We start from the raw sequence: 22,040 nt of genomic DNA, 5'->3' as shown, positions 1-22,040 counted from the left end.
GACGCAACCCCCTTGCACCTGTGCGTTTGCGGTTGCGGGCTTCGGCAAATTTCAATCTGGTCGTCAAAAATGCGCGCAATCCTCTGGACGCCCCTTGGGAAAGCTGCTAAAACCCCACGCACACCACGGCAAGTATTTGATTTTACTTGAAAAGGCGAGTTGGCGGAGTGGTGACGCAGCGGATTGCAAATCCGTGTACACCGGTTCGATTCCGGTACTCGCCTCCAATACCTCCAACGACTTGCGGTACTTTTTCCCTCCTCGAGGTTCAATATCCAACCAACTATTGGATTTTTCGTGTTGCGATCTTGTTCTGTTCCATCCGACTGCGAGCATTCTGGGCATATGCCGCCAGCTTGCGTTTAGGCAACACCCCGCCGTACTTCCTTGGCATCTTCACCTCGAAATGATCAGAATTGGTGACCTGAATTATTTGTCCGGCCCGTTTAGGTGTAAACCATTCTTGTGGGCAGTTTGCGATCAGGGACGGCCAAGCCGGCCCTTTGCCCGGTTCAGGCGGCGGCAGAATGGTACTGCAAACAAAGCTGTCGGATTGTCTGTTGTTCGTGGCTGGAATTGACTTGCCATTACCTGTGCTGCTTCGACCTTGTTGGAACGGCATCGCGCCGGTACGAAACGTGCTGGTTTCTTCATGCAATTTGGTCAATCCTTCTTTCTGACGTGTTCGTCAAACGGGGTTCCCGAAAGCATTGCTCCCACAGCAACCATTGAGCAACATTATGTCTCAGCACCGCCGAAAAACGAAACTTCATGACAAGTCGGGAGGGATGAACTAGGACTCTAACAAAGAAAAAGTTCTGGACGTATTGTGGAACATATTGCCTTTACCTTCGAGATGGGGGTCGTTTGCACCCTTCTGGCTTTCACCGTTTTTCTGTTCGTTTCCGAGATCATAAGGATCGACCTTTCCGCCATATTGGTTCTGGTTCTCATAGGCTTGCTCAGCTACGCGCCCGGGCTGGAAAATCTGGCGGATGTCACCCTTCTGTTCGACGGCTTCGCATCCAATGCCGTCATCTCGATCATTGCGGTCATGATCGTCGGGGCCGGTCTGGACAAGACGGGGATCATGAACAAGGTGGCTGCCGTCATACTCAAATACGGCGGCAAATCCGAAGGCAGGGTTGTACCAATCATTTCCGGCACCGTTGGCGTCATATCCTCGTTCATGCAGAATGTCGGCGCCGCTGCTCTGTTTCTGCCGGTTGTCAGCCGAATTTCCACACGGTCAGGCATACCGCTGTCGCGTCTGCTCATGCCAATGGGATTCTGCGCCATTTTGGGCGGCACAATGACGATGGTCGGGTCGTCTCCTCTAATCCTGCTGAACGATCTGATCCTGACGGCAAATGACAGTCTGCCGGCCTCTCAGAAAATGGAGCCCTTCGGCCTGTTCTCGGTCACGCCGATCGGTGCGGTTCTGATCCTGACGGGAATTGGTTACTTTCTGCTGTTAGGACGCTGGGTTTTACCCGAGGCTGAAGGACCTGACAATACGGGTACCGGACAAGGGACACAGGAATACCTGCAAAGGGTCTATGGCCTCAAAGCTGATGTGTTCGAAGTCGTGGTGCCCGAGGACAGCCCCCTGGTCGGCGAGATTCTGGCCGACATCAACCACGAAAACCACCTGTACATCATTTCAACCTTCTATCGCGGCAAAACCTCGATGGTTCAGGTTTTGACAGCGGAAATTGCAGCGCCGTGTCGGCTGGCCATCGTCGGCCGCCGTTGGGAGGTCGAGAAGTTCGCCGAGAAATACGGGCTGACCGTTCTTCCGGACTTGGACATTTTCGTCGAAGAGTTCGCCCCAACCAATGCAGGCGTGGCCGAGGTGGTCATCACGCCTGACAGCAATCTGATCGGCAAATGCCCCCGCGAGCTTTTGTTTCGCAAGACCTACGGGATGTCGCTGCTGGCCATTCACCGCGGCGAAGAGACGCTGAGCCATGTCGAGACCGAGGATCACGAATCCACTCAGATCGGGCTCGAAAAGTTTCAGGCGGGCGACATGCTTGTGGCCCATACCAGATGGGACAACCTGATGCGGATCAAACGAGATCCGGATTTCGTCGTTGTGACGACAGACTTTCCTCAGGACGAGCTGAGGCCGCAAAAAGTCGGCTGGGCCCTGGCATTCTTCGCCATTTCGCTGTCGTTGATCCTGTTCACGGACGTCCGGCTTTCACTCTGTCTTCTTACCGGCGCGGTGGGCATGATGCTGACCCGTGTGCTCAGCGTGGACGAGGCGTACCGCGCGGTCGGATGGAACACCGTATTCCTGCTCGCCTGCCTCATACCTTTGGGACAAGCCGTGCAGAACACAGGCACGGCCGCGTGGATCGCCCAGCAGATCATGATAATTCTGGACGGCTGGCCGCTCTGGTCGCTGCAAACCGGCATCGCCATTCTGGCGACGGCCTTTTCCTTGGTCATGTCCAATGTGGGGGCCACGGTCCTGCTGGTGCCTCTGGCGGTATCGATTGCGGTGGCGGCGGGTGGAAACCCGGCCGTCTTTGCCCTGACGGTCGCCATATCGACCTCGAACAGCTTCATCATCCCAACCCATCAGGTAAACGCGTTGATCATGGGTCCGGCCGGATACAAGGTGATGGATTTCGTCCGCTCCGGCGGAATAATGACGGCGCTGTTTCTGGTCGTCTCCCTGCTCATGATAAACGTCATCTATTAGCGCAAGAGGATCTGCGGTGTTCGGTGGTCTTTTCCCATCATCGGGACAGGTTCAGTCAAGGCACCCGTTCACCATAGTCTACGCCCCTTGCTAACATACTGTTCGTCGCCCGGCCCATCTCAGGCTGGGTCCCGGCACGCCATGCCGCCCATCGACGCCCACAGGTCGCTTTCCATGCCTCTGCATCATTGTTGCGCGCGACTCGCTTGACAAGCAGGCCAGCGGTGCCGCATGTCCCTTTCGTTGGTGTCGGTGACAGCCGATGAAAAGGGAATGCGTCAACGGTCTTGCCGCCAAACGCAGCCGCCCCCGCGACCGTGAACGGAGAGGATGCCCAATGCCACTGGCCCAAAAGCCGGGAAGGCGGGACATCCGACAGAGGCCCGCCTCTGGCATCCGCAAGCCGGGAGACCTGCCAACAACCGAAGTTGAAACCGGGCGGGGTGTTCCGGTGTCGGGTCCATGACCATTCGTGGCCCGCATGAAACCCCGTCCCCCGCGAAGAGGATTTGGGGGGATGAGAGACATGACCGATACCGCACCAGTCGAGTTGCTGGTCTGTACCACCTGCCGTCGCGGCCTGCCTGTGGAAGATGACACGCAACGCCCGGGCGCTTTGTTACACAAGGCTCTGGAACAGGCGGACCTGCCCGACGGTGTCACCCTGAAAGCCGTTGAATGCCTGTCAAACTGTGATCAAGGCTGTTCGATCGTGTTGCGCGGGCCGGGCCGCTGGACCTTCGTGTATGAAAACCTGAACGAAACAGATCATGTCGACGTCATCGTCGACGGCGCGACCAAGTATCTGGCCACCGAAGATGGTTTGGTGAAATGGCGCGAACGCCCCGAACATTTTCGCAAGAACTGTGCCTCGCGCATTCCCCCCATTGGAGCCTGACATGTCGAACCTCGAAAAACTCCCCGTCACAGTGATCACCGGCTTTCTGGGATCGGGCAAGACCACTTTGGTGCGTCACCTGATGCAGAACCCACAGGGCAAGCGACTTGCTGTCGTGGTCAACGAGTTCGGCGATGTAGGCGTCGATGGCGACATCCTGAAATCCTGCGCCATTCCTGATTGCCCGGCGGAAAACATCATGGAACTGGCCAATGGCTGCATCTGTTGCACCGTGGCAGATGATTTCATTCCCACCATCGAGGCCCTGATGGCGTTGGAGCCACGCCCGGATCACATCCTGATCGAAACCAGCGGTCTGGCCCTGCCGAAACCGCTGCTCAAGGCGTTCGACTGGCCCGACATCCGCTCGAAGATCACCGTGGACGGCGTGATCGCCTTGGCCGATGCCGAGGCGGTGGCCGCCGGTCGCTTCGCGCCCAATGTCGAAGCGGTGGATGCCCAGCGCATGGCCGATGACTCGATCGATCACGAAACGCCCCTGTCCGAAGTGTTCGAGGATCAGATCTCGTGCGCTGACATCATCCTGCTGACCAAGCCCGACCTGGCAGGCCCCGAAGGCGTGGCCAAGGCGCGCGAGATTATCGCCGCCGAGGCGCCACGCCCCCTGCCCGTCGTCGAAGTGGCCGAAGGTGCCGTGGACGTGCGCGTCGTATTGGGTTTGGAGGCCGCCGCCGAGGATGACATGGACGCCCGGCCCTCGCATCACGACGGCCATCACGATCACGAGCATGACGATTTCGAAAGCATCATCGTCGAGCTGCCCGAGCAGACCGATCCGGCCCAACTGGTCGCAAATATCGAACGTCTGGCCAATGAACTGAACATCCTGCGCGTCAAAGGCTATGCCGCCGTTCAGGGCAAGCCCATGCGCCTGCTGGTTCAGGCGGTGGGCGCGCGCGTGCGTCACCAGTACGACCGCCCGTGGGAACCCGGCGAGGATCGCCGCTCGCGCCTGGTGGTGATCGCCGAGCATGACGATATCAAAGAGGCGGAAATCCGCGAAATCCTCGTGGGTGTGCGTGAGGCTGCCGAGTAAGCCATGCACGTCGTCTTTCGCGAAAGCCACGGGCTCGAGGAAACCGAGACCCCGACCGATCTGGGCCAGAGCCCGGCGGATCTGGTGGTGCTGTCTTTCTCGGACAGCGACCTTGGCGCTTTCGCGGCGGGCTGGCATCGTGGTGGCGGACCGGATGGGCGAATGCCAACCCTGCGGCTGGCGAATTTGACGGCGCTGAAACACCCGCTGTCGGTCGATACCTATGTCGAACAGACGCTTCAAGGCGCCAAGGGCATTCTGATCCGGCTGATCGGCGGGGTGCCCTACTGGCCTTATGGGTTGCAGCAAGTTCTGGCGCTGGCACAAGCCAGGGGCATCGCGCTGGCGGTTCTGCCCGCCGACGGGCGCGAGGATACGCGGCTGGATGACTATTCCACCCTGCCGGTCTCGACCCTGCGGCGGTTGGCGCATCTGTGCGATACCGGCGGCGAGGTCGCGGCACAGGCGGCGCTGGCGCAGATGGCGTTGGCGGCAGGGCTCTATGCCGGACCGGTGATGGGCGCCAAGACCTTGCCCGAATGTGGCGCGTGGTGCCCGGATCGGGGCGTCATCCCGGTGAAAACCGCGTTTGAAGGCATGGCCAAACGGATCCTCGTCACCTTCTACCGCGCTTACCTGACCTCGGCAGACACCGCCCCGATCGCCGCTCTGATCCGCAGCCTGCGCGCCCGTGGATTCCAGGCGGTGGGTCTGTTTGCCCCGTCTCTCAAGGCACCTGTGGCCGCCGACTGGTTGCGGGAACAGGTTGTTGCACTGAACCCATCGGCCATTGTCAACGCCACCTCGTTTTCGGGAAAAGGCGCGTCAGGAACGTCGCCTCTGGACGCCGCAAACGTCCCGGTGTTTCAGGTCGCTCTCGCCACCTCGCGCCGCAAGGCCTGGGCCGAGGCGGAACGCGGTTTGTCCCCCGCCGATCTTGCCATGCATGTGGTACTGCCCGAGGTGGATGGACGGATCTCAGCAGGAGTTGCGTCTTTCAAGGAACCCGGAAAACGCGATCCGCATCTGGAATACGCGCGCTTTGCACACCGTCCCGAACCGGACCGGATCGAAGCGATCATCGACCGTGTATCGGGCTGGCTTGCACTGAACGACAAACCCAAGGCAGATCAGATTCCTGCGTTGGTCCTGTCCACCTATCCCGGCAAAGACTGGCAGATGGCCCATGCGGTTGGCCTCGACGCGCTGGCCTCGGCCCAGGCGATGCTGTCCGATCTTGACGAAGAAGGCTATGACATCGCGACTGGCGAGCCGATTGCCGACACTCTTCTGGACGCACGGATTTCGTGGTCGCTTGGGGATTATCAGGATGCGCTTGCGGAATTGCCCGAGACCCTGCGCGCTGATCTGCACACCGTTTGGGGCGCGCCCGAAGATGATCCGGCCTGTGCCGATGGGGCCTTCCATTTCACCGCGCTTCGGCGCGGCAAGGCGCTGGTCGCGCTGCAACCCGAACGCGGCACGCCCGAGCTGCGGGATGACGACTATCATGACCTCTTGCGCACCCCGCGCCACGGTTATGTCGCCTTCTATCTGTGGCTGCGCAAAGGGTTGGGTGCCGATGCGCTGATCCATATCGGCGCGCATGGAACGCTGGAATGGTTGCCCGGAAAATCGGTCGCCTTGTCTGCCGATTGTTGGCCCGAGGCGCTGATCGGCGATCTGCCTGTAATCTACCCGTTCATCGTGAACGACCCGGGCGAGGCCGCGCAAGCCAAGCGCCGGATCGGAGCCGTCACACTGGGCCACATCCCGCCCCCGATGAAGGAAAGTGGCACGCCGGATCGGATGGTGCGGCTTGAATCGCTGCTGGATGAGTTTTCGAACGCCGACGGGCTTGACCCCAAACGCCGCGACCGCTTGCAGGAAGATATCCGTGATGAGGCGCAGGCGATAGGGCTGGAAAGCGATCTCGGCCTCGATCAGGCTACCTGCACCGCCGAGGCCATCACCCGCATCGACCGCTTTGTCTGTGACATCAAGGAAAGCCAGTTTGGCGACGGGCTGCACATCTTTGGGCGCGTGCCCGAGGTGACGGGCAGTTTCGATCCGGCCCCTTCGGCCCACGCCGAACGCGACGCGTTGATTAAAACGCTCGAAGGCAAGCGGATTGATGCCGGGCCTTCGGGGTCCCCCTATCGTGGCCGGTCAGATGTTCTGCCCACCGGGCGGAACCTTTACACCACCGATCCGCGGTCGGTTCCGACCCGTGCGGCCTATGCTCAGGGTGTGAAACTGGCCGAGGAACTGGTGCGGCGCCATCTTCAGGAAGAAGGCGATTACCCGAAGGGGCTGATCATCGATCTGTGGGGGTCAGCCACCATGCGCACGGCGGGCGAGGAATTCGCCATGGCCTTGCACCTGCTGGGCGTCAAACCCGTGTGGGACGAAGGGTCCGAGAGGGTTTCCGGCATCGAGGTTCTGCCGATCACCGACCTGAGCCGCCCGCGCCTGGACGTGACCCTGCGGGTCTCGGGCCTGTTCCGGGATGTTTTCCCGACGCTGTCCGCTTTGTTTGGCCAAGCGGTTCGCGCATTGGCCGCGCGCGATGAAGCGACGGATTGGAACCCCTATGCCGGGCAGGCGCCGGCAGCGCGGGTCTATGGACCTGCGCCCGGAAGTTACGGCGTCAATATGACCGAACTTTCCGAAGTGTATACCGACGAGGCCCGTGCGCAGGCCGGTGAAGCGTGGCTAGAGGCCAGCTCTTTTGCATTGGAAGGCGAACACATCTCGCAGGACAAGGACGGCATCACCCAACGCGTTGCAAATGCGGACAGCTTTGTCCACTTGCAGGACCTGACCGAAACCGATCTTCTTTTGGCCAACGATTATGCCACGCACGAGGCAGGCTTTGCCGCCGCCAAGAAGGTCGCCGGCGGAACCGCGCAGCTGTACCATCTGGACAACACCAACCCCGAAAACCCGCGCGCCCGAACTTTGCGTGAAGAAATCAGCCGAGTCGTCCACGCCCGTGCCGCCAACCCCTGCTGGATCGCCGGAATGCAACGCCATGGTTTCCGGGGGGCGGCCGAAATCGCGGCAACGCTGGATCATATGGCTTCTTTCGCGCATCTGTCTGGCACGGTCGCACCACATCTTTTTGACCTCTACCACGATGCCACTCTGGGCAACGAAGAGGTCGACGCGTTCCTACAAGAGGCCAATCCCAAAGCGCGTCAGGCCATGCAGGACCGGTTTCGCGCGCTGCTTGAGGCCGGGCTTTGGAACACGCGCCGGAACTCTATCAGGGCTGATCTGGAGGGATTGAGATGAGTGCACCGATCGTTCAGGGCTGGTGCCCGGGCGCCCATCGTCCGATGATGTCCGGTGACGGTCTGGTCGTCAGGGTCAGGCCCCGGCTGGCGCGTCTGGACGCCGATCAGGCACTGGGACTGTGCGATCTGGCTGACCGCTTTGGAAACGGCTCGATCGATTTGACCAATCGCGCCAATCTGCAATTGCGGGGCGTGGAAGAGGAAGACCATCAGCCTCTGCTCAAAGAGCTTGCCGCGCTGAACCTGCTGGATGCGGAACCCGGTATCGAAATACGCCGCAATATTCTGGTTACACCGCTCTATCAGGCGGGCGATTTGACTGCTCGGCTGACCCATGAACTGATTGACCGGCTTGCGGAGCTGCCGGCCCTGCCGGCAAAGTTCGGTTTTGCAATCGACACGGGCCCCGAACGTCTGCTGGCGTCGGATTCGGCTGATATTCGTCTGGAAACCAGTGCAGGCGGCCTGATCCTGCGCGCCGATGGCTGCGAAACCGGGCGGAGCGTGACCGAGACCGACGCCATTGACCACGTGATCGCGCTGGCGATGTGGTTTGCCGAAACCTACACGCCCGAGACACGCCGCATGGCGCGTGTCATCGACGCCCTGCCGCAGGAATGGCAAGGATGTGCGCCCGGTTCTGTTGGCGCAAAGCTTCAACCGGGCCCCTGTGAACTGGGTGCCCTTTACGGCGCGGCTTTTGGGTCGCTGCCTGCGCGCAAGCTGTATGACCTGATCGAGGACAGCGGCGCTTGCGCCCTGCGCGTCACCCCGTGGCGGCTGATCCTGCTGGAAGGCGGGGCGGCGATACCTGCCCCGGCCTTTGTCGAAAATGGAACCGATCCGTTGATGACCACCGACGCCTGCCCCGGCGCGCCGTTCTGCCCGCAGGCGCAGACCGAGACGCGCGACATCGCCCGGGCGTTGGCGTCGCGGGTGGCCGGACGCCTGCATGTTTCAGGCTGTAGCAAGGGATGCGCTCGCATGGGTCCTGCCGACATCACATTGGTGGGCGCAAACGGACGATTTGATCTTGTCAAACAGGGCCGCGCGGGGGATGAGCCCAGCCAACGCGGGCTCGACCCGGAAACACTCATGACTATGGACTTCACCTGATGCCCTATACATACGAAACCGATGGCGCGGCGATCTACAAGGAAAGCTTTGCCACCATCCGGTCAGAGGCTGATCTGGCCCGGTTTGATGCCGATGAAGAGCAGGTTGCCGTTCGCATGATCCACGCCGCGGGTATGGTCGGACTGGAAGAGTTCGTGCATTTCTCGCCCGGCTTCGTGCAGACGGCCCGCACTGCTTTGGAAAATGGCGCACCGATCCTGTGTGATGCGCGCATGGTCAGCGAAGGTGTCACCCGTTTCCGCCTGCCCGCCGACAACCAGGTGATCTGTACCCTGCACGATGAACGCGTACGCCCGCTGGCTGCCGAGATGAGCAACACCCGTTCCGCCGCTGCGCTGGAGCTGTGGCGGCCGCATCTGGAGGGCGCGCTGGTCGCCATAGGCAATGCGCCCACCGCACTGTTCCATTTGCTGAACATGCTGGAAGACCCGGATTGCCCGCGCCCTGCCGCGATCATCGGCTGCCCGGTTGGCTTCGTCGGCGCGGTGGAATCCAAGGATGCGCTGTGGCAGGCGCAACCGGTGCCATCCTGCATCGTCAAAGGTCGTCTGGGCGGCAGCGCCATCACGGTGGCGGCCATCAACGCCATCGCAAGCCGGGCTGAATGAAGATGGGCACCATATACGGTGTGGGCCTTGGCCCCGGCGACCCGGATTTGATGAGCGTCCGGGCTGATCGCCTGCTGCGCAATGCAAAGCATGTGGCGTATTTCCGCAAACCAGGTCGCAGTGGTCAGGCCCGCAAGATCGTCAACGGGATGATCCCTGAAGGCGCGGTCGAGTTTCCGATGGAATATCCCGTAACCACCGAGATCCCGGTGACAGACCCGCGCTACAACGAATTGCTGGCAGCTTTCTACGAAAACTGCACCGCCCATCTCAAGGCCCTGTCCGAACAGGGCGAGGATGTGGTGGTCTTGTGTGAGGGAGATCCGTTTTTCTACGGCTCGTTCATGCATCTATACAATCGGTTGCGTGACGAAGCTCCGGTCGAGGTTGTGCCAGCCATCACCGGCATGTCCGGTGCGTGGACGGCCACGGGCGATCCGATCACCTGGGGTGATGACGTGCTGACCGTGCTGGTTGGCACCCTGCCCGAAGAAACGCTGGCGGAACGCATGGCTCTGACCGATGCGTTGGTCGTGATGAAAATCGGACGCAACATCGACAAGGTGAAGCGCGCTCTGAAGACCGCTGGCCTGTATGACCGGGCGTGGATCGTGGAATATGCGCAGATGCCGAACCAGACAGTGACCAAGCTGTCCGAAGCCTGCGAGAAGATCACCCCGTATTTCTCGATCATCGTCGTGCACGGTCAGGGGCGGCGACCATGAGCGGCTGGGTCAAGATTGCCGGTCTGGGGCCGGGTGATGAGGCGCTTGTTACACCAGAAGTAACAGCCGCGCTGGCCGAAGCCACCGATGTTGTGGGCTATATCCCATATGTGGCGCGTATTGCCGAGCGCCCCGGCCTTACACTGCATGCCAGTGACAACCGGGTCGAAATCGACCGCTCGCAACACGCGCTGCAAATGGCTGCCGATGGCAAACGGGTGGTCGTTGTATCCTCGGGCGATCCCGGCGTGTTTGCCATGGCGGCGGCCGTCTTCGAAGCACTGGAAAACGGCCCTGCGGAATGGCGTGACCTTCAGATCGATGTGCTGCCGGGGATCACGGCGATGTTGGCTGCATCCGCGCGCGCGGGTGCCCCGATGGGACATGATTTCTGCGCCATCAACCTCAGCGACAACCTCAAACCATGGTCATTGATCGAAAAACGCCTGCGCCTTGCCGCACAGGCGGATTTCTCGATGGCCTTTTACAATCCCCGCTCGAAGTCTCGCCCGGAAGGCTTTGTAAAAACGCTGGAAATCCTGCGTGAAGAGTGTGAGCCCGAACGTTTGATCCTGTTCGCCCGCGCCGTATCGCGGGCCGATGAAGAGATGCGCATTTCGACACTGGCCGAAGCCACGCCCGACATGGCGGATATGCAGACTGTGGTGATCGTGGGGTCATCCCGAACGCGCGTCATCGAGCGCGATGGCGCACCCATCGTTTACACCCCTCGCTTCACCCCTGGTGAGGATCAGGGATGAGACAGCCAGTCCAGAACCTGTGCGACCTGCGAAAACTCGGTCCGCTTCGGCAGAACCGGGCGGTCGATCATCAGCACGGGCACGCCCAGCGCCCGCGCCGCGTCCAGCTTGGCGCGCGCGCCCGTGCCGCCTGCGTTCTTGGACACGACCAGCTGCGTCCCATGGCGCTGCATCAACGCCCGGTCGTCGGCTTCGGTAAACGGCCCTCGGGCGACGACCACCTCTGCGTTCGGCAAGGGCAGCTCATTGGGCGCATCCACCAGACGCAGCAAATAGCGATGCTGGGGCTGGGCCGTGAAGTCCTCAAGGTGCATGCGGCCAACGGCAAGGAAAACACGCTGAGCATCGCCGGACAATGCGTCGACGGCGGCAGCGATGTCGGGCACATGACGCCAGACATCGCCGGGCTGCGACACCCAGGCCGCGCGGGTCAACGCGGCCAATGGCGCCCGCGTCGCGGCGCATGCCTCGATCGCGTTCCGACTCATCCGGGCCGCAAAGGGATGGGTCGCGTCCACGACATGGGTGATGGCATTCTCATGGATATAGGCAGCCAGACCCTCCGGACCGCCGAAACCGCCGACCCTTACCGGCAAGGGCTGAGGACGCGGGTTTTTCACCCGTCCGGCGTAGGAATACACAGCCGCAATCCCTTGTTGCGAAACAGCTTTGGCCAGCGCGTTGGCCTCGGTCGTGCCACCAAGGATCAGGAGGGTTGTCATGTCTGAATCTCCGTGGCTGACCGTTCTGGGACTGGGCGAAGATGGGTTTGATGGCCTGTCGCCATCCGGCCGTCAAGTGCTGGACCGGGCCGAAGTGATCATGGGGCCGCCGCGCCACCTGTCATTGCTGCGCGAAACAGGGGCGGAGCGTGTCGAATGGCCTGTGCCGTTCTCGGAAGGTCTGCCGATCCTGAAAGGATTGCGTGGCCGGCAGACCGTTGTTCTGGCCTCGGGCGATCCGTTCTGGTTTGGCGCAGGCTCTGTCATTGCGCGCAATTTCGATGCCGGTGAATGGACCGCCCTGCCCGGCCAATCCACCTTTTCGCTGGCGGCTGCCCGGCTCGGCTGGCCTTTGGAAAGCACACTGACCTTCGGCCTGCACGCCGCGCCGCTGACCCGTTTGCGTCCTCATCTGGCACCGGGAGCGCACGCGATCCTGTTGCTGCGTGACGGAAAGGCCGTGGCGGAACTGGCACGGTATCTGACCGAGACAGGCTTTGCCGACTCGGCCCTGCATGTGATGCAGGCCCTAGGTGGCCCGCGCGAAAACACCCGAACAGTCACGCTGACCGAGGCGCTTTTGGGTACGTTCGACCATCCGGTCTGCGTCGGTCTGGAGGTTTCCGGTGCAGGACCTGCCCTTTCCAAGGCGTCTGGCAAACCGGACCACATCTTCGAGACGGACGGTCAGATCACCAAACGCCCGATCCGCGCCCTGACACTCTCGGCGCTTGCCCCGCAACGCGGCGAACATCTGTGGGATATAGGTGGAGGCACAGGTTCGATCAGCATCGAATGGCTGATGTGTGATCCGACCCTTTCCGCGACGTGTTTCGAGCCCCGTGCCGACCGGGCTGAGCGAATCCGCCGAAATGCAGATACGTTGGGGCAAGATCGATTGAATGTAGTACACGGAACCGCACCAGAAGCGCTGTCAGGTGTCGACCTGCCGGATGCCGTTTTCATCGGCGGAGGATTGAGCGCCAATCTGCTGGCGTGGCTGCGCGATGCGCTTCCTAAAGGCACACGCCTTGTCGCCAATGCAGTCACATTGGAAAGCGAGGCCCTGCTGGCACGTTGGCACGAAGACTTGGGCGGTGACCTGCTTCGGATAGAACTTGCACAATCAGCCCCGCTGGGACCAAGGCGCGGCTGGAAGTCCGCCTATCCGGTGGTACAGTGGAGCGTGACGCTATGATCGTTGCTGGCCTCGGTTTCTCCTCTTCTGCGACAGCCGACAGCTTGCGTGAAGCGTTTGACGCGGCAGCCGCAAACCACGACGTCGCCGCCTTGGCAACCGTGGCCGACAAGGAAGGTCATCCGGCCCTGACATCCTTTGCAGAAGAGGTGTCTCTGCCCTTACATTTCGTTGCCGCAGGCGATCTGGCCGGTCAACGTACACTCACCTGCTCAAACCGCAGCCGCGCAACCTATGGCACCGGAAGCGTGGCCGAAGCATCCGCATTGGCGGCCGCCGGAAAGCACTTTGGCCCGGGTGCGCGGCTGCTTTCACCCAGACAGATTTCAGACGACCGGCTGGCCACATGCGCCATAGCCATCGGAGGACAAACATGACCGTTCATTTCATCGGCGCCGGACCGGGCGCCGCCGACCTGTTAACGCTGCGCGGGCGCGACATCATCGCATCCTGCCCCGTTTGCCTTTATGCAGGTTCCCTGGTTCCGGAAGAAATTCTTGGCCACTGCCCCGAAGGCGCAAGGATCGTGAACACCGCGCCAATGGATCTGGATCAGATCATGGCCGAGATCGAGGCCGCACATCAGGCCGGCCAGGACGTGGCCCGCCTGCATTCCGGTGACCTGTCGGTCTGGTCGGCGATGGGGGAACAGATCCGCCGCCTCAAGGAAATGGGCATTCCGGTCAGCGTAACCCCAGGCGTTCCGTCCTTTGCGGCGGCTGCGGCGGCTTTGGGAACCGAACTTACTCTGCCCGGGCTGGCGCAATCCGTGGTTCTGACGCGGACGCCGGGCCGTGCATCTTCCATGCCCGAAGGCGAGACGTTGGAAAATTTCGCACGCACAGGGGCGACACTTGCCATTCATCTGTCGATCGGCAATCTGGACAAGGTCATTGCCGATCTGACCCCGGCCTATGGGGCCGACTGTCCGGTCGCCGTGGTCTATCGCGCAAGCTGGCCGGATGAACGGATCATCCGCGCGACGCTGGGAACGCTCAAAGAGACGCTGGATGACAGCATCTCGCGGACTGCGTTGATCATGGTCGGTCCGGCACTGGCGGGCGAAGGTTTCGACGAAAGCTGCCTGTATTCGAAAGATTACGACCGCCGCTATCGCCCGCAAAGCGCCGAGAGCCCCTGGTCAAGCTGGAGCCATGGTGATGATTAACCCTCCGGGCCTTCTGATTTCCGCCCCGTCTTCGGGCACGGGCAAGACAACGGTCATGCTGGGCCTGTTGCGCGCGTTGGCCGAGGATGGCCTGACCGTTCAACCGTTCAAGAGCGGACCGGACTATATCGACCCTGCCTTCCACCGAGCCGCGTCCGGGCGGGCTTCGTTCAATCTTGACAGCTGGGCGATGGGCGATCCTTTGTTGAACGCGATCTCTGCGCAGGCCGAAGGCGCCGACATCGTGGTGGCGGAAGGTTCGATGGGCCTGTTCGATGGCGTGGCCAAGCCGGGTGAGTTGGGTCATGGGTCCAGCGCCGAGACCGCTGCACGGATGGGTTGGCCGGTTGTGTTGGTGCTGGACGTCGGCGGTCAGGCGCAATCTGCGGCGGCCACCGCGCTGGGGTTCAGGATGTACAACCCCGATCTGCCCTTTGCCGGCGTCATTCTGAATCGCTGTGCCAGCCCCCGGCACGAGCGTCTGACCCGGCTCGGGATGGAACGTGCAGGCCTGCCGGTTCTGGGTGTGCTTCCGCGCCGAGGCGATCTGACCCTACCCGAGCGGCATCTGGGGTTGATCCAGGCCGTCGAACACCCGGATCTGGAAAGCGCCATCGTGGGCTATGCCGCATTTCTGCGCGAACATGTGGATCTCGAGGCGATCAAACAGGCGGCTTCCTCAGGCCCCATTGGGCCATCGTCAGACGCGCTGCCGCGCCCTCCGGCCCAGCGGATTGCATTGGCACGGGATGCGGCTTTTTCTTTCACCTATCCACATTTGCTGGAAGGCTGGCGCACCGCCGGGGCCGAAATCCTACCCTTCTCGCCGCTGGCTGACGAAGCCCCGGCGGCGGATGCCGACCTGGTCTGGCTTCCCGGCGGATATCCTGAACTGCATGCCGGGACGTTGGCTGCCGCCCAAACGTTCCTCGCGGGTCTGCGCAAGCACGCGGAAACAAGGCCTGTGCATGGTGAGTGCGGTGGATACATGGCGCTGGGTCATGCGCTGATCGACAAGGATGGCGTGCGGCATGAAATGGCTGGCCTGCTGGGTTTGGTGACGTCCTACCAAAAACGCAAATTCAACCTGGGCTATCGCAAGGCCGAACTTTTGGCCCCGATGCCGGGATTTGAGCGGAATGCAGCGCTGCGCGGGCATGAGTTCCACTATTCCTCGATCGTGGATCAACCTGACCCGCCGCTGGCCCGTGTGTTTGATGCCGAAGGCGCAGAGGGACCTCAGACCGGCTCTGTTCGCGGCAATGTCACAGGTACGTTCTTTCACCTGATTGCGGAGGCAACTGCATGAGCGGATTTGTGTCTTTCATCGGCTCGGGCCCCGGCGATCCGGAGCTGCTGACGTTGAAGGCCGTCAACAGGATGCAAAAAGCCGATGCGATTTTGTTCGATGACCTCAGCAGCGGGCCGATTCTGAGCCACGCGCGCGAAGACGCCGATCTTGTGGGCGTGGGCAAACGGGCCGGTCGCCCCTCGCCCAAGCAGGACCATGTCAGCCGGTTGCTTGTGGATTACGCCCGGACCGGCCAACATGTCGTGCGGTTGAAATCCGGCGATGGCGGCATGTTCGGGCGGCTTGAAGAAGAGCTTGTTGCCCTTCGTGATGCGGGCATTGAATTCGAGATCATCCCCGGCATCCCGTCTGCGGTGGCTGCCGCAGCTGCCGCAGGTATCCCGCTGACGCGCCGTCTGACCGCACGGCGCGTGCAGTTCGTGACGGGACATGACGTCAGCGGCGCGCTGCCGGACGATCTGAACCTGACCGCGCTGGCCGATTCTCAGGCCACCACCGTTGTATTCATGGGCAAACGTACTTTCCCGCTTCTGGCAGAAGCGCTGCATTCACACGGCCTGTCATTGGACACGCCTGCCCTGATGGCTGAATCTGTTTCGACCCCGGATCAAAAGCTGACGCGCACCACCATCGGTGCTTTGGCCGAACAGCTAAAATCCGAGATCGGCACGGCTCCGGCCCTGATCCTTTACGGGCCGCTGGCGGAGTTCGAAGATGATTGATCTGAGCCTGATTGGCATCGGCACCGGCAACCCGGATCACGTGACCTTTCAGGGCGCGCAGGCGATCCGGTCGGCCGATCTGATCCTGATTCCCCGCAAGGGCGAAAACAAGGCCGATCTGGCCGGGCTGCGTGAGGACATCATCGACCGGGTAACCGAGACACCGCCAAGGTTAGCCTATTTTGACATCCCAAGGCGCCGGGCGGACGATGGCTATCTGCGCGGCGTGGACGAATGGCACGACGCCATTGCGCTGCGCTGGCACGAGGCGATCGAGGCTCACCCGGGGGCGCAGCACATTGCTCTGCTGATTTGGGGCGACCCGTCCCTGTATGACAGTTCGCTGCGCATTGCGGCGCGGCTGGACCCCAAGCCCAACACCAGGGTGATTCCGGGCATCACGGCCTTGCAGGCTTTGACCGCGGCTCATGCGATCCCGATCAATGATCTGGGCGCACCCTATGTCGTGACCACCGGGCGTCGTATCCGGGATGAAGGCTGGCCTGAAACCGCTTCGAAAGTCGCCGTCATGCTGGACGGGGAATGCTCGTTCCAGTCCCTCAGGATGGCAGAGTATGACATCTGGTGGGGGGCCTATGTGGGCATGAAAGAAGAGCTGCTGATCAGCGGCCCTTTGGATCAGGTCGCGCAGCGGATCCTTGACACGCGCGCCCGCGCCCGAGCCGACCATGGCTGGATCATGGATATCTACGTGCTGAAGAAACGCGACGTGCAGCAGCGCGCGGCGAACACGGATTCGTGACTGCGCAGAACTCTCAAGTCTGGCACACAGGTCAGAGCAAGATACCGGAGACGCGTTGATGAAAGCCTTCATTCCCCTGCTCTGCCTGATCGCGTTGCCCCTGTGGGCTCAGAATGCGCCCGAGGGCTGGGCCGTATACCCAACCCAGAAACCGTATGCGGAACTGGTTGACGCAACCAAAGCCGCGATCAAGGAAAACGGGCTGATCGTCGTGACTCAGGCGGGCCCGACCAAAGCGGCGGCAGCACGTGGGATATCGATTCCCGGAAATCGCGTGATCGGCGCTTTCAACAATGACTACGCCGTGCGGGTTCTGGAAACCTCGGTCCACGCGATGATCGAGGCCCCGATCCGGTTTTACGTTACCGAGAACAAAGACGGGACGGCGAACCTGTCGTATAAAACCCCCAGTTTCGTCTTTGCGCCCTACGCCTCGGAAGGCGGTCAGAACCTGATGGATATTGCAGCAGAGCTTGACTCGACGTTTCAATCGATCGCTGAACGCGCAGTCAAATAGTCACACTGGCGTGAACCGCCTTGCGTCCGGGAACGTCCTCCGCAATCTGCTTGAAACGGTTCTATCGGAGCATGACTGATGCAAGACCCCTCGCCCCGCGCTGCGGATATTCTGGCCCAACGCTTATATGAAGCGGGGTGCCGACATGCATTCGGGATGCCGGGGGGCGAGGTTCTGACGCTGGTCGATGCGCTGGAAAAGGCTGGGATCACCTTTCATCTGACCAAGCACGAAAACTCTGCCGGGTTCATGGCCGAGGCCGTTCATCATCGCGACGGTGCACCTGCGATTCTGGTGGCCACTCTGGGTCCGGGCGCAATGAACGGGATCAATGTGGTAGCGAACGCTTTGCAGGATCGTGTGCCGATGGTCGTTCTGACCGGATGCGTCGATGCGGACGAAGCGTTGACCTATACCCATCAGGTCATGGATCACAGCCGGGTTTATCGCTCGATCACCAAAGGCACTTATACGCTGACAGCCAAAGGCGCGGATATCATTGCCGACAAGGCGGTGTCGCTGGCCATGCAGCCACGACCCGGCCCGGTTCATATCGATGTCCCGATCTCGGTTGCCGACACGCCTGTTAACGGCGTGAAACGCCGCCGGCTGGCCAAGGTCGCGCCGGTCAGCCCCGGTGGGGAATGCCTTGAGAAGGCCCGCCGCTGGGTGGCCGAGGCCGAACGCCCCATCGCCATCATCGGTCTGGATGTCCTCTATGACGACTCGCGCAGTGTCGTGCAGGCGTTCCTGGAGCATTTTGGCATTCCTTTCGTGACGACCTACAAGGCCAAAGGCGTCGTGCCCGAGGATCACGCGCTGTGTCTGGGCGGCGCGGGGCTGTCGCCGCTGGCTGACAAGCATCTTGTGCCTCTGATCGAACAATCGGATCTGGTATTGTGCCTGGGATATGACCCGATCGAAATGCGCCCCGGCTGGCGTGAGATCTGGGATCCGGAAGAAAAGCGCGTCATCGATATCTCTGCCGTGGTCAACGACCACTACATGCATCAGGCTGGATTGAACCTTGTTGCCCACACGGGCGAGACATTGGAGGCAATAGCCAAAGGCAACCCGGCCCGTGAAACATGGCCGGGCAACGAACCCGCGCAGGTCAAAGCCGCGCTGGCAAAGGCCTTCCCCACCGATGAAAGCTGGGGGCCCGCTGCCGTCATTGCCGAAACCCGCGCTGTCCTGCCGCCTGAAACACTGGCCACGGCCGACAGCGGTGCACACCGCATTCTGCTGAGCCAGATGTGGGCGTGCAGCGAAGAACGCGGGCTGATCCAGTCCTCGGCGTTGTGCACGATGGGATGCGCCGTACCCATGGCCATTGGCCTGAAACTGGCCGAACCCGACCGCCCGGTGATCAGCTTCTCGGGGGATGCGGGGTTCCTGATGGTTGCGGGCGAGTTGTCGACAGCGGCTGAAATGGGCGGCAACCCGATTTTTCTGGTCTTCGTGGATGCCAGCCTTGCCCTGATCGAGCTGAAACAACGTCAGCGACAGATGCGCAACACGGGCGTGGATTTCGGCCATCATGATTTTGCTGCCATGGGCCGGGCCTTTGGCGGCAATGGCCATACGGTTCGTAACAGGACAGAGTTGCGCGCCGCACTGGAAGCTGCTGTAAAGGCTGAGACATTTACGGTGATTGCTGCTGAAGTTGAGCGTGGAGGCTATGATGGCCGCATCTGAAGGCCCGTTGAAGGGTGTCAAGGTTCTGGACCTTAGCCGGATCCTGGCAGGCCCAACATGCACGCAGCTTCTGGGCGATCTGGGCGCAAGCGTCATCAAGATCGAAAACCCGGCAACCGGTGGCGATGACACGCGGCAATGGGGCCCGCCCTACGTAAGCGATGCCCAGGGCAACCGCTCGGATCTGAGCGCCTATTTCATGTCTGCCAACCGCAACAAGAAATCCGTGGCGCTGGATATCTCCTCGGCCGAGGGTCAGGCGGAAATCAGACGCTTGGCGTCACATGCGGACATCCTGATTGAGAACTTCAAACCGGGCGGGCTGACCAAATACGGGCTGGACTATGCCACCCTGTCGCAAGAGTTTCCAAGCCTCGTGTACTGTTCAATCTCGGGCTATGGTCAAACCGGCCCGAATGCCAGCAAGCCCGGCTATGACCTGATGGCGCAGGGCTATGGCGGGATCATGTCGCTGACCGGCGACCCCGAGGGCGCGCCCATGAAAGTGGGTGTTGGCATTGCTGACGTGATGTGCGGGATGTATGCAACCGTGGGTATCCTGGCCGCGCTGCGCCACCGCGACTTGACCGGCGAGGGCCAGCAGATCGATCTGGCGCTGGTGGATTCTCAGATCGCCTGGCTGATCAATGAAGGCGTCAACTATCTGACGTCAGGCAATGTTCCGCAACGACGCGGAAACGGGCACCCCAACATCGTTCCTTATGACGTCTACGAAACCGCCGATGGGCACGTGATTCTCGCGGTTGGAAACGACGGCCAATTCAGAAAACTCTGCAACTTCATCAATGCTCCTGAACTGGCAGACGATCCGAGATTTGCGACCAACCCGGCCCGTCTGGAACATCGTGATGCGCTGAATTCGATTCTTCGCCCCGCAGTGAAGGCGCTGGACACCCACACCGTCATTTCCGGTCTGGAGGCTGTCAAAGTGCCCGTCGGCCCGGTGCAGACGCTGGATCAGGTGTTCAACACGGAACAAGTGGCCGCAAGACAGATGCAGATTGCCATGCAGGCCCAGCCGGGTCAGGTCAACCTGATCGGGAATCCTCTGAACCTGTCTCGGACACCTGTAACATATCGTAACGCCCCACCGGTCTGCGGGGCCGATACTGAGGCTGTTCTGAGCGCCGAAAACCCGTTCGAGGATTGAAATACTTGCACATCTAGGCGACAAGTCGCTGAAACATGCCCTTGAATCGGCGGTTTTTTTCATCTTTTTCGCACACGTCATTTCACCAATTCGAGAGCAGCGTCGATACTGTTACGTCCCTCTCGCACACTCTGGTACATCGAACAGTGTCAAATATCGCAATCAGATTGGACCCAAGTATGAAACAAGACGTTTTCGGACAGATGAACACCCTGACCCAGCCGGCGGCAGTCGAAGCGTGGAATGGTGTTCTGCTTGGGTTCATGGCTCATGCCGCTGTCACGCCCCAGCACTTGGGCAAAGTGCTGGAACTCGAGCCCGACTTCGCGCTGGGTCAAGCGGTCAAAGGTCTGTTCATGGCTCTGCTTGGGCGGCGCGAGATGATGGCGGTTGCTGTCGAAGCGCTGGCTGCTGCCAACGCAGCGATGGAACGTCAACCTGTAACTGAACGCGAACGTCTCTACGTGGATGCGCTGGCCTTGTATCTGGCCGGACAACAGGCACAGGCGGTTCAGAAATTTGAAGCGATTCTGCGTGACCATCCGCAGGACACCCTGGCGATGAAACTAAGCCATGCGACCCGCTTCGTTCTGGGTGATGCAAACGGGATGCGCCGCTCGATCGAGCGTGTGATGCCCGCTTATGAGCCGGACCACCCCGGGCGCGGCTATCTGCTGGGCTGTCATTCTTTCGCGCTGGAAGAAACAGGCGCTTATGAAAAGGCCGAAATCGCGGGCCGTCAGGCGCTGTGGATGGTGTCCGATGATGCCTGGGGCCTGCACGCGGTGGCCCATGTCCACGAAATGACGGGCAATGCGCAGCTGGGCCTTGACTGGCTGGCCGGTCGCGAGGCGGCCTGGGCCCACTGCAACAACTTCCGTTACCACGTGTGGTGGCACAAGGCACTGATGCATCTGGATCTGGGTCAGGTCGATCAGGTGATCGAACTGTATGACAACCATATCCGCAAGGACAAAACCGACGATTATCGTGACATTTCAAACGGCACTTCACTGTTGATGCGGCTTGAACTTGAGGGGGTAAATGTTGGAAATCGCTGGGAAGAGCTGGCTGACCTGAGTGCCGCACGAACGGAAGACGGCTGCCTGATCTTTGCGGATCTGCATTATCTGCTGGCGCTTACCGGTGACAATCGCGCTGATGCCACGGCCAAGATGCTGAACCGCATGAACAAGGATGCGGCCCGCGCCGACGACGACACCACCCGCCGCATGGCAGACCCCGGTATCGCTGCGGCCATGGGCCTGGAGGCCTTTGGCGACGGCCACTATGGAACCGCCTTTGATCATCTGCTCGCGGCGCGCGATTCCATGCAACTGGCCGGTGGCAGCCACGCGCAACGTGATGTATTTGAACGCATTACCATTGATTCCGGCCTGCGCGCGGGTCGCCTGGACGCGGTGGAACGCATTCTGGATGACCGTCGCGCCAAGCGCGCCGGGGGCGAAGACAATTATGCCATCGCGCGTCGCGCCCTGATCGACGCGGCCCGCGACAGCGGTGACGTCCAAAGCGTCCCCGCCGAATAACAAGAAGACCAAGAAGGACAG

Annotated in this window: 20 protein-coding genes, 1 tRNA gene and 1 riboswitch; of the genes, 19 read left to right on the top strand and 2 right to left on the bottom strand. The window is 61.2% G+C overall.

Annotated elements, in window-relative coordinates:
• Nucleotides 1-153 precede the first annotated feature (153 nt).
• Nucleotides 154-227: transfer RNA gene (locus ACR3E6_RS10710), tRNA-Cys, on the top strand.
• Nucleotides 228-283: 56 nt separating this feature from the next.
• Here the strand turns inward: ACR3E6_RS10710 and ACR3E6_RS10705 are convergent.
• Nucleotides 284-667 (bottom strand): hypothetical protein, encoded by a 384-nt coding sequence (locus ACR3E6_RS10705; protein WP_209833597.1) that lies wholly within the window; start codon nt 665-667, stop codon nt 284-286.
• 189 nt (nt 668-856) lie between these two features.
• On the opposite strand from ACR3E6_RS10705, the gene ACR3E6_RS10700 reads away from it, so the two are divergent.
• From ACR3E6_RS10700 to cobJ, 8 genes are all read left to right on the top strand, one after another.
• A complete protein-coding gene (locus ACR3E6_RS10700) occupies nt 857-2,713 on the top strand; it encodes an SLC13 family permease (RefSeq protein WP_480488126.1) in 1,857 nt (618 codons plus the stop codon).
• Between the two features lie 227 nt (nt 2,714-2,940).
• A riboswitch (cobalamin riboswitch) is annotated at nt 2,941-3,147 on the top strand.
• Between the two features lie 92 nt (nt 3,148-3,239).
• Nucleotides 3,240-3,611, top strand: a complete 372-nt coding sequence (locus ACR3E6_RS10695; protein WP_171633608.1) for a DUF1636 family protein — start codon at nt 3,240-3,242, stop codon at nt 3,609-3,611.
• A 1-nt stretch (nt 3,612) separates the two neighbouring features.
• Nucleotides 3,613-4,668 (top strand): cobalamin biosynthesis protein CobW, encoded by a 1,056-nt coding sequence (gene cobW / locus ACR3E6_RS10690; RefSeq protein ID WP_171119456.1) that lies wholly within the window; start codon nt 3,613-3,615, stop codon nt 4,666-4,668.
• Between the two features lie 3 nt (nt 4,669-4,671).
• Nucleotides 4,672-7,965: a cobaltochelatase subunit CobN gene (gene cobN, locus ACR3E6_RS10685; RefSeq protein ID WP_480487074.1), complete on the top strand. Its 3,294-nt coding sequence runs from the start codon at nt 4,672-4,674 to the stop codon at nt 7,963-7,965.
• A complete protein-coding gene (locus ACR3E6_RS10680; RefSeq protein WP_171633613.1) occupies nt 7,962-9,083 on the top strand; it encodes a cobalamin biosynthesis protein CobG in 1,122 nt (373 codons plus the stop codon). Before cobN ends, ACR3E6_RS10680 begins: the two co-directional genes overlap by 4 nt.
• Entirely contained in the window at nt 9,083-9,712 is a 630-nt protein-coding gene (locus ACR3E6_RS10675; protein WP_152457460.1) for a precorrin-8X methylmutase, read from the top strand. Before ACR3E6_RS10680 ends, ACR3E6_RS10675 begins: the two co-directional genes overlap by 1 nt.
• A complete protein-coding gene (locus tag ACR3E6_RS10670; protein WP_171633615.1) occupies nt 9,709-10,437 on the top strand; it encodes a precorrin-2 C(20)-methyltransferase in 729 nt (242 codons plus the stop codon). Before ACR3E6_RS10675 ends, ACR3E6_RS10670 begins: the two co-directional genes overlap by 4 nt.
• The gene (gene cobJ, locus ACR3E6_RS10665) at nt 10,434-11,198 is read left to right on the top strand and encodes a precorrin-3B C(17)-methyltransferase (RefSeq protein WP_171723584.1); all 765 of its coding nucleotides are present in this window, start codon (nt 10,434-10,436) and stop codon (nt 11,196-11,198) included. Before ACR3E6_RS10670 ends, cobJ begins: the two co-directional genes overlap by 4 nt.
• Here cobJ and ACR3E6_RS10660 read toward each other — a convergent pair.
• Nucleotides 11,189-11,920 carry a cobalt-precorrin-6A reductase gene (locus ACR3E6_RS10660; RefSeq protein ID WP_209833607.1) on the bottom strand — a complete coding sequence of 244 codons (732 nt, stop codon included), beginning with the start codon at nt 11,918-11,920 and terminating at the stop codon, nt 11,189-11,191. The genes cobJ and ACR3E6_RS10660 overlap by 10 nt on opposite strands.
• Between ACR3E6_RS10660 and cbiE the strand changes: the two genes are divergently transcribed.
• The 10 genes from cbiE to ACR3E6_RS10610 all read left to right on the top strand — a co-directional run bounded on the left by cbiE (nt 11,919) and on the right by ACR3E6_RS10610 (nt 22,019).
• Entirely contained in the window at nt 11,919-13,118 is a 1,200-nt protein-coding gene (gene cbiE, locus ACR3E6_RS10655; protein WP_480487071.1) for a precorrin-6y C5,15-methyltransferase (decarboxylating) subunit CbiE, read from the top strand. The genes ACR3E6_RS10660 and cbiE overlap by 2 nt on opposite strands.
• Nucleotides 13,115-13,495 carry a cobalamin biosynthesis protein gene (locus ACR3E6_RS10650; protein WP_171723586.1) on the top strand — a complete coding sequence of 127 codons (381 nt, stop codon included), beginning with the start codon at nt 13,115-13,117 and terminating at the stop codon, nt 13,493-13,495. Before cbiE ends, ACR3E6_RS10650 begins: the two co-directional genes overlap by 4 nt.
• Nucleotides 13,492-14,286, top strand: a complete 795-nt coding sequence (gene cobM / locus ACR3E6_RS10645) for a precorrin-4 C(11)-methyltransferase (RefSeq protein ID WP_480487069.1) — start codon at nt 13,492-13,494, stop codon at nt 14,284-14,286. The genes ACR3E6_RS10650 and cobM overlap by 4 nt, the downstream gene beginning before the upstream one ends.
• Entirely contained in the window at nt 14,273-15,595 is a 1,323-nt protein-coding gene (locus ACR3E6_RS10640; RefSeq protein WP_480487067.1) for a cobyrinic acid a,c-diamide synthase CobB, read from the top strand. Before cobM ends, ACR3E6_RS10640 begins: the two co-directional genes overlap by 14 nt.
• Nucleotides 15,592-16,320 carry a uroporphyrinogen-III C-methyltransferase gene (gene cobA, locus ACR3E6_RS10635; RefSeq protein ID WP_209833613.1) on the top strand — a complete coding sequence of 243 codons (729 nt, stop codon included), beginning with the start codon at nt 15,592-15,594 and terminating at the stop codon, nt 16,318-16,320. Before ACR3E6_RS10640 ends, cobA begins: the two co-directional genes overlap by 4 nt.
• On the top strand, nt 16,313-17,083 hold the full coding sequence (gene cobF, locus ACR3E6_RS10630; protein ID WP_171633636.1) for a precorrin-6A synthase (deacetylating): 771 nt from the start codon (nt 16,313-16,315) through the stop codon (nt 17,081-17,083). Before cobA ends, cobF begins: the two co-directional genes overlap by 8 nt.
• Before the next feature lie 58 nt (nt 17,084-17,141).
• Nucleotides 17,142-17,600 carry a DUF302 domain-containing protein gene (locus tag ACR3E6_RS10625; protein ID WP_171613504.1) on the top strand — a complete coding sequence of 153 codons (459 nt, stop codon included), beginning with the start codon at nt 17,142-17,144 and terminating at the stop codon, nt 17,598-17,600.
• 78 nt (nt 17,601-17,678) lie between these two features.
• On the top strand, nt 17,679-19,298 hold the full coding sequence (locus ACR3E6_RS10620) for a thiamine pyrophosphate-binding protein (RefSeq protein WP_209547182.1): 1,620 nt from the start codon (nt 17,679-17,681) through the stop codon (nt 19,296-19,298).
• Nucleotides 19,285-20,469: a CaiB/BaiF CoA transferase family protein gene (locus ACR3E6_RS10615; protein WP_209547179.1), complete on the top strand. Its 1,185-nt coding sequence runs from the start codon at nt 19,285-19,287 to the stop codon at nt 20,467-20,469. Before ACR3E6_RS10620 ends, ACR3E6_RS10615 begins: the two co-directional genes overlap by 14 nt.
• Nucleotides 20,470-20,648: 179 nt before the next feature.
• Nucleotides 20,649-22,019, top strand: coding sequence for a tetratricopeptide repeat protein (locus ACR3E6_RS10610; protein WP_171633645.1), 1,371 nt, complete (start codon nt 20,649-20,651; stop codon nt 22,017-22,019).
• The last annotated feature ends 21 nt before the right edge of the window (nt 22,020-22,040 follow it).

Source organism: Ruegeria sp. AL3 (assembly GCF_056536065.1).
Note: the sequence above shows the minus strand (reverse complement) of the source record. Positions and strands in the feature narration are given on the sequence as shown.

What these genes read in the sequence shown, in the direction of transcription:
- ACR3E6_RS10700 (WP_480488126.1), top strand. Translation starts at nt 857, where the DNA reads ATGGGGGTCGTTTGCACCCTTCTGGCTTTCACCGTTTTTCTGTTCGTT.
- ACR3E6_RS10695 (WP_171633608.1), top strand. Translation starts at nt 3,240, where the DNA reads ATGACCGATACCGCACCAGTCGAGTTGCTGGTCTGTACCACCTGCCGT.
- cobW (WP_171119456.1), top strand. Translation starts at nt 3,613, where the DNA reads ATGTCGAACCTCGAAAAACTCCCCGTCACAGTGATCACCGGCTTTCTG.
- cobN (WP_480487074.1), top strand. Translation starts at nt 4,672, where the DNA reads ATGCACGTCGTCTTTCGCGAAAGCCACGGGCTCGAGGAAACCGAGACC.
- ACR3E6_RS10680 (WP_171633613.1), top strand. Translation starts at nt 7,962, where the DNA reads ATGAGTGCACCGATCGTTCAGGGCTGGTGCCCGGGCGCCCATCGTCCG.
- ACR3E6_RS10675 (WP_152457460.1), top strand. Translation starts at nt 9,083, where the DNA reads ATGCCCTATACATACGAAACCGATGGCGCGGCGATCTACAAGGAAAGC.
- ACR3E6_RS10670 (WP_171633615.1), top strand. Translation starts at nt 9,709, where the DNA reads ATGAAGATGGGCACCATATACGGTGTGGGCCTTGGCCCCGGCGACCCG.
- cobJ (WP_171723584.1), top strand. Translation starts at nt 10,434, where the DNA reads ATGAGCGGCTGGGTCAAGATTGCCGGTCTGGGGCCGGGTGATGAGGCG.
- cbiE (WP_480487071.1), top strand. Translation starts at nt 11,919, where the DNA reads ATGTCTGAATCTCCGTGGCTGACCGTTCTGGGACTGGGCGAAGATGGG.
- ACR3E6_RS10660 (WP_209833607.1), bottom strand. Translation starts at nt 11,920, where the DNA reads ATGACAACCCTCCTGATCCTTGGTGGCACGACCGAGGCCAACGCGCTG.
- ACR3E6_RS10650 (WP_171723586.1), top strand. Translation starts at nt 13,115, where the DNA reads ATGATCGTTGCTGGCCTCGGTTTCTCCTCTTCTGCGACAGCCGACAGC.
- cobM (WP_480487069.1), top strand. Translation starts at nt 13,492, where the DNA reads ATGACCGTTCATTTCATCGGCGCCGGACCGGGCGCCGCCGACCTGTTA.
- ACR3E6_RS10640 (WP_480487067.1), top strand. Translation starts at nt 14,273, where the DNA reads ATGGTGATGATTAACCCTCCGGGCCTTCTGATTTCCGCCCCGTCTTCG.
- cobA (WP_209833613.1), top strand. Translation starts at nt 15,592, where the DNA reads ATGAGCGGATTTGTGTCTTTCATCGGCTCGGGCCCCGGCGATCCGGAG.
- cobF (WP_171633636.1), top strand. Translation starts at nt 16,313, where the DNA reads ATGATTGATCTGAGCCTGATTGGCATCGGCACCGGCAACCCGGATCAC.
- ACR3E6_RS10625 (WP_171613504.1), top strand. Translation starts at nt 17,142, where the DNA reads ATGAAAGCCTTCATTCCCCTGCTCTGCCTGATCGCGTTGCCCCTGTGG.
- ACR3E6_RS10620 (WP_209547182.1), top strand. Translation starts at nt 17,679, where the DNA reads ATGCAAGACCCCTCGCCCCGCGCTGCGGATATTCTGGCCCAACGCTTA.
- ACR3E6_RS10615 (WP_209547179.1), top strand. Translation starts at nt 19,285, where the DNA reads ATGGCCGCATCTGAAGGCCCGTTGAAGGGTGTCAAGGTTCTGGACCTT.
- ACR3E6_RS10610 (WP_171633645.1), top strand. Translation starts at nt 20,649, where the DNA reads ATGAAACAAGACGTTTTCGGACAGATGAACACCCTGACCCAGCCGGCG.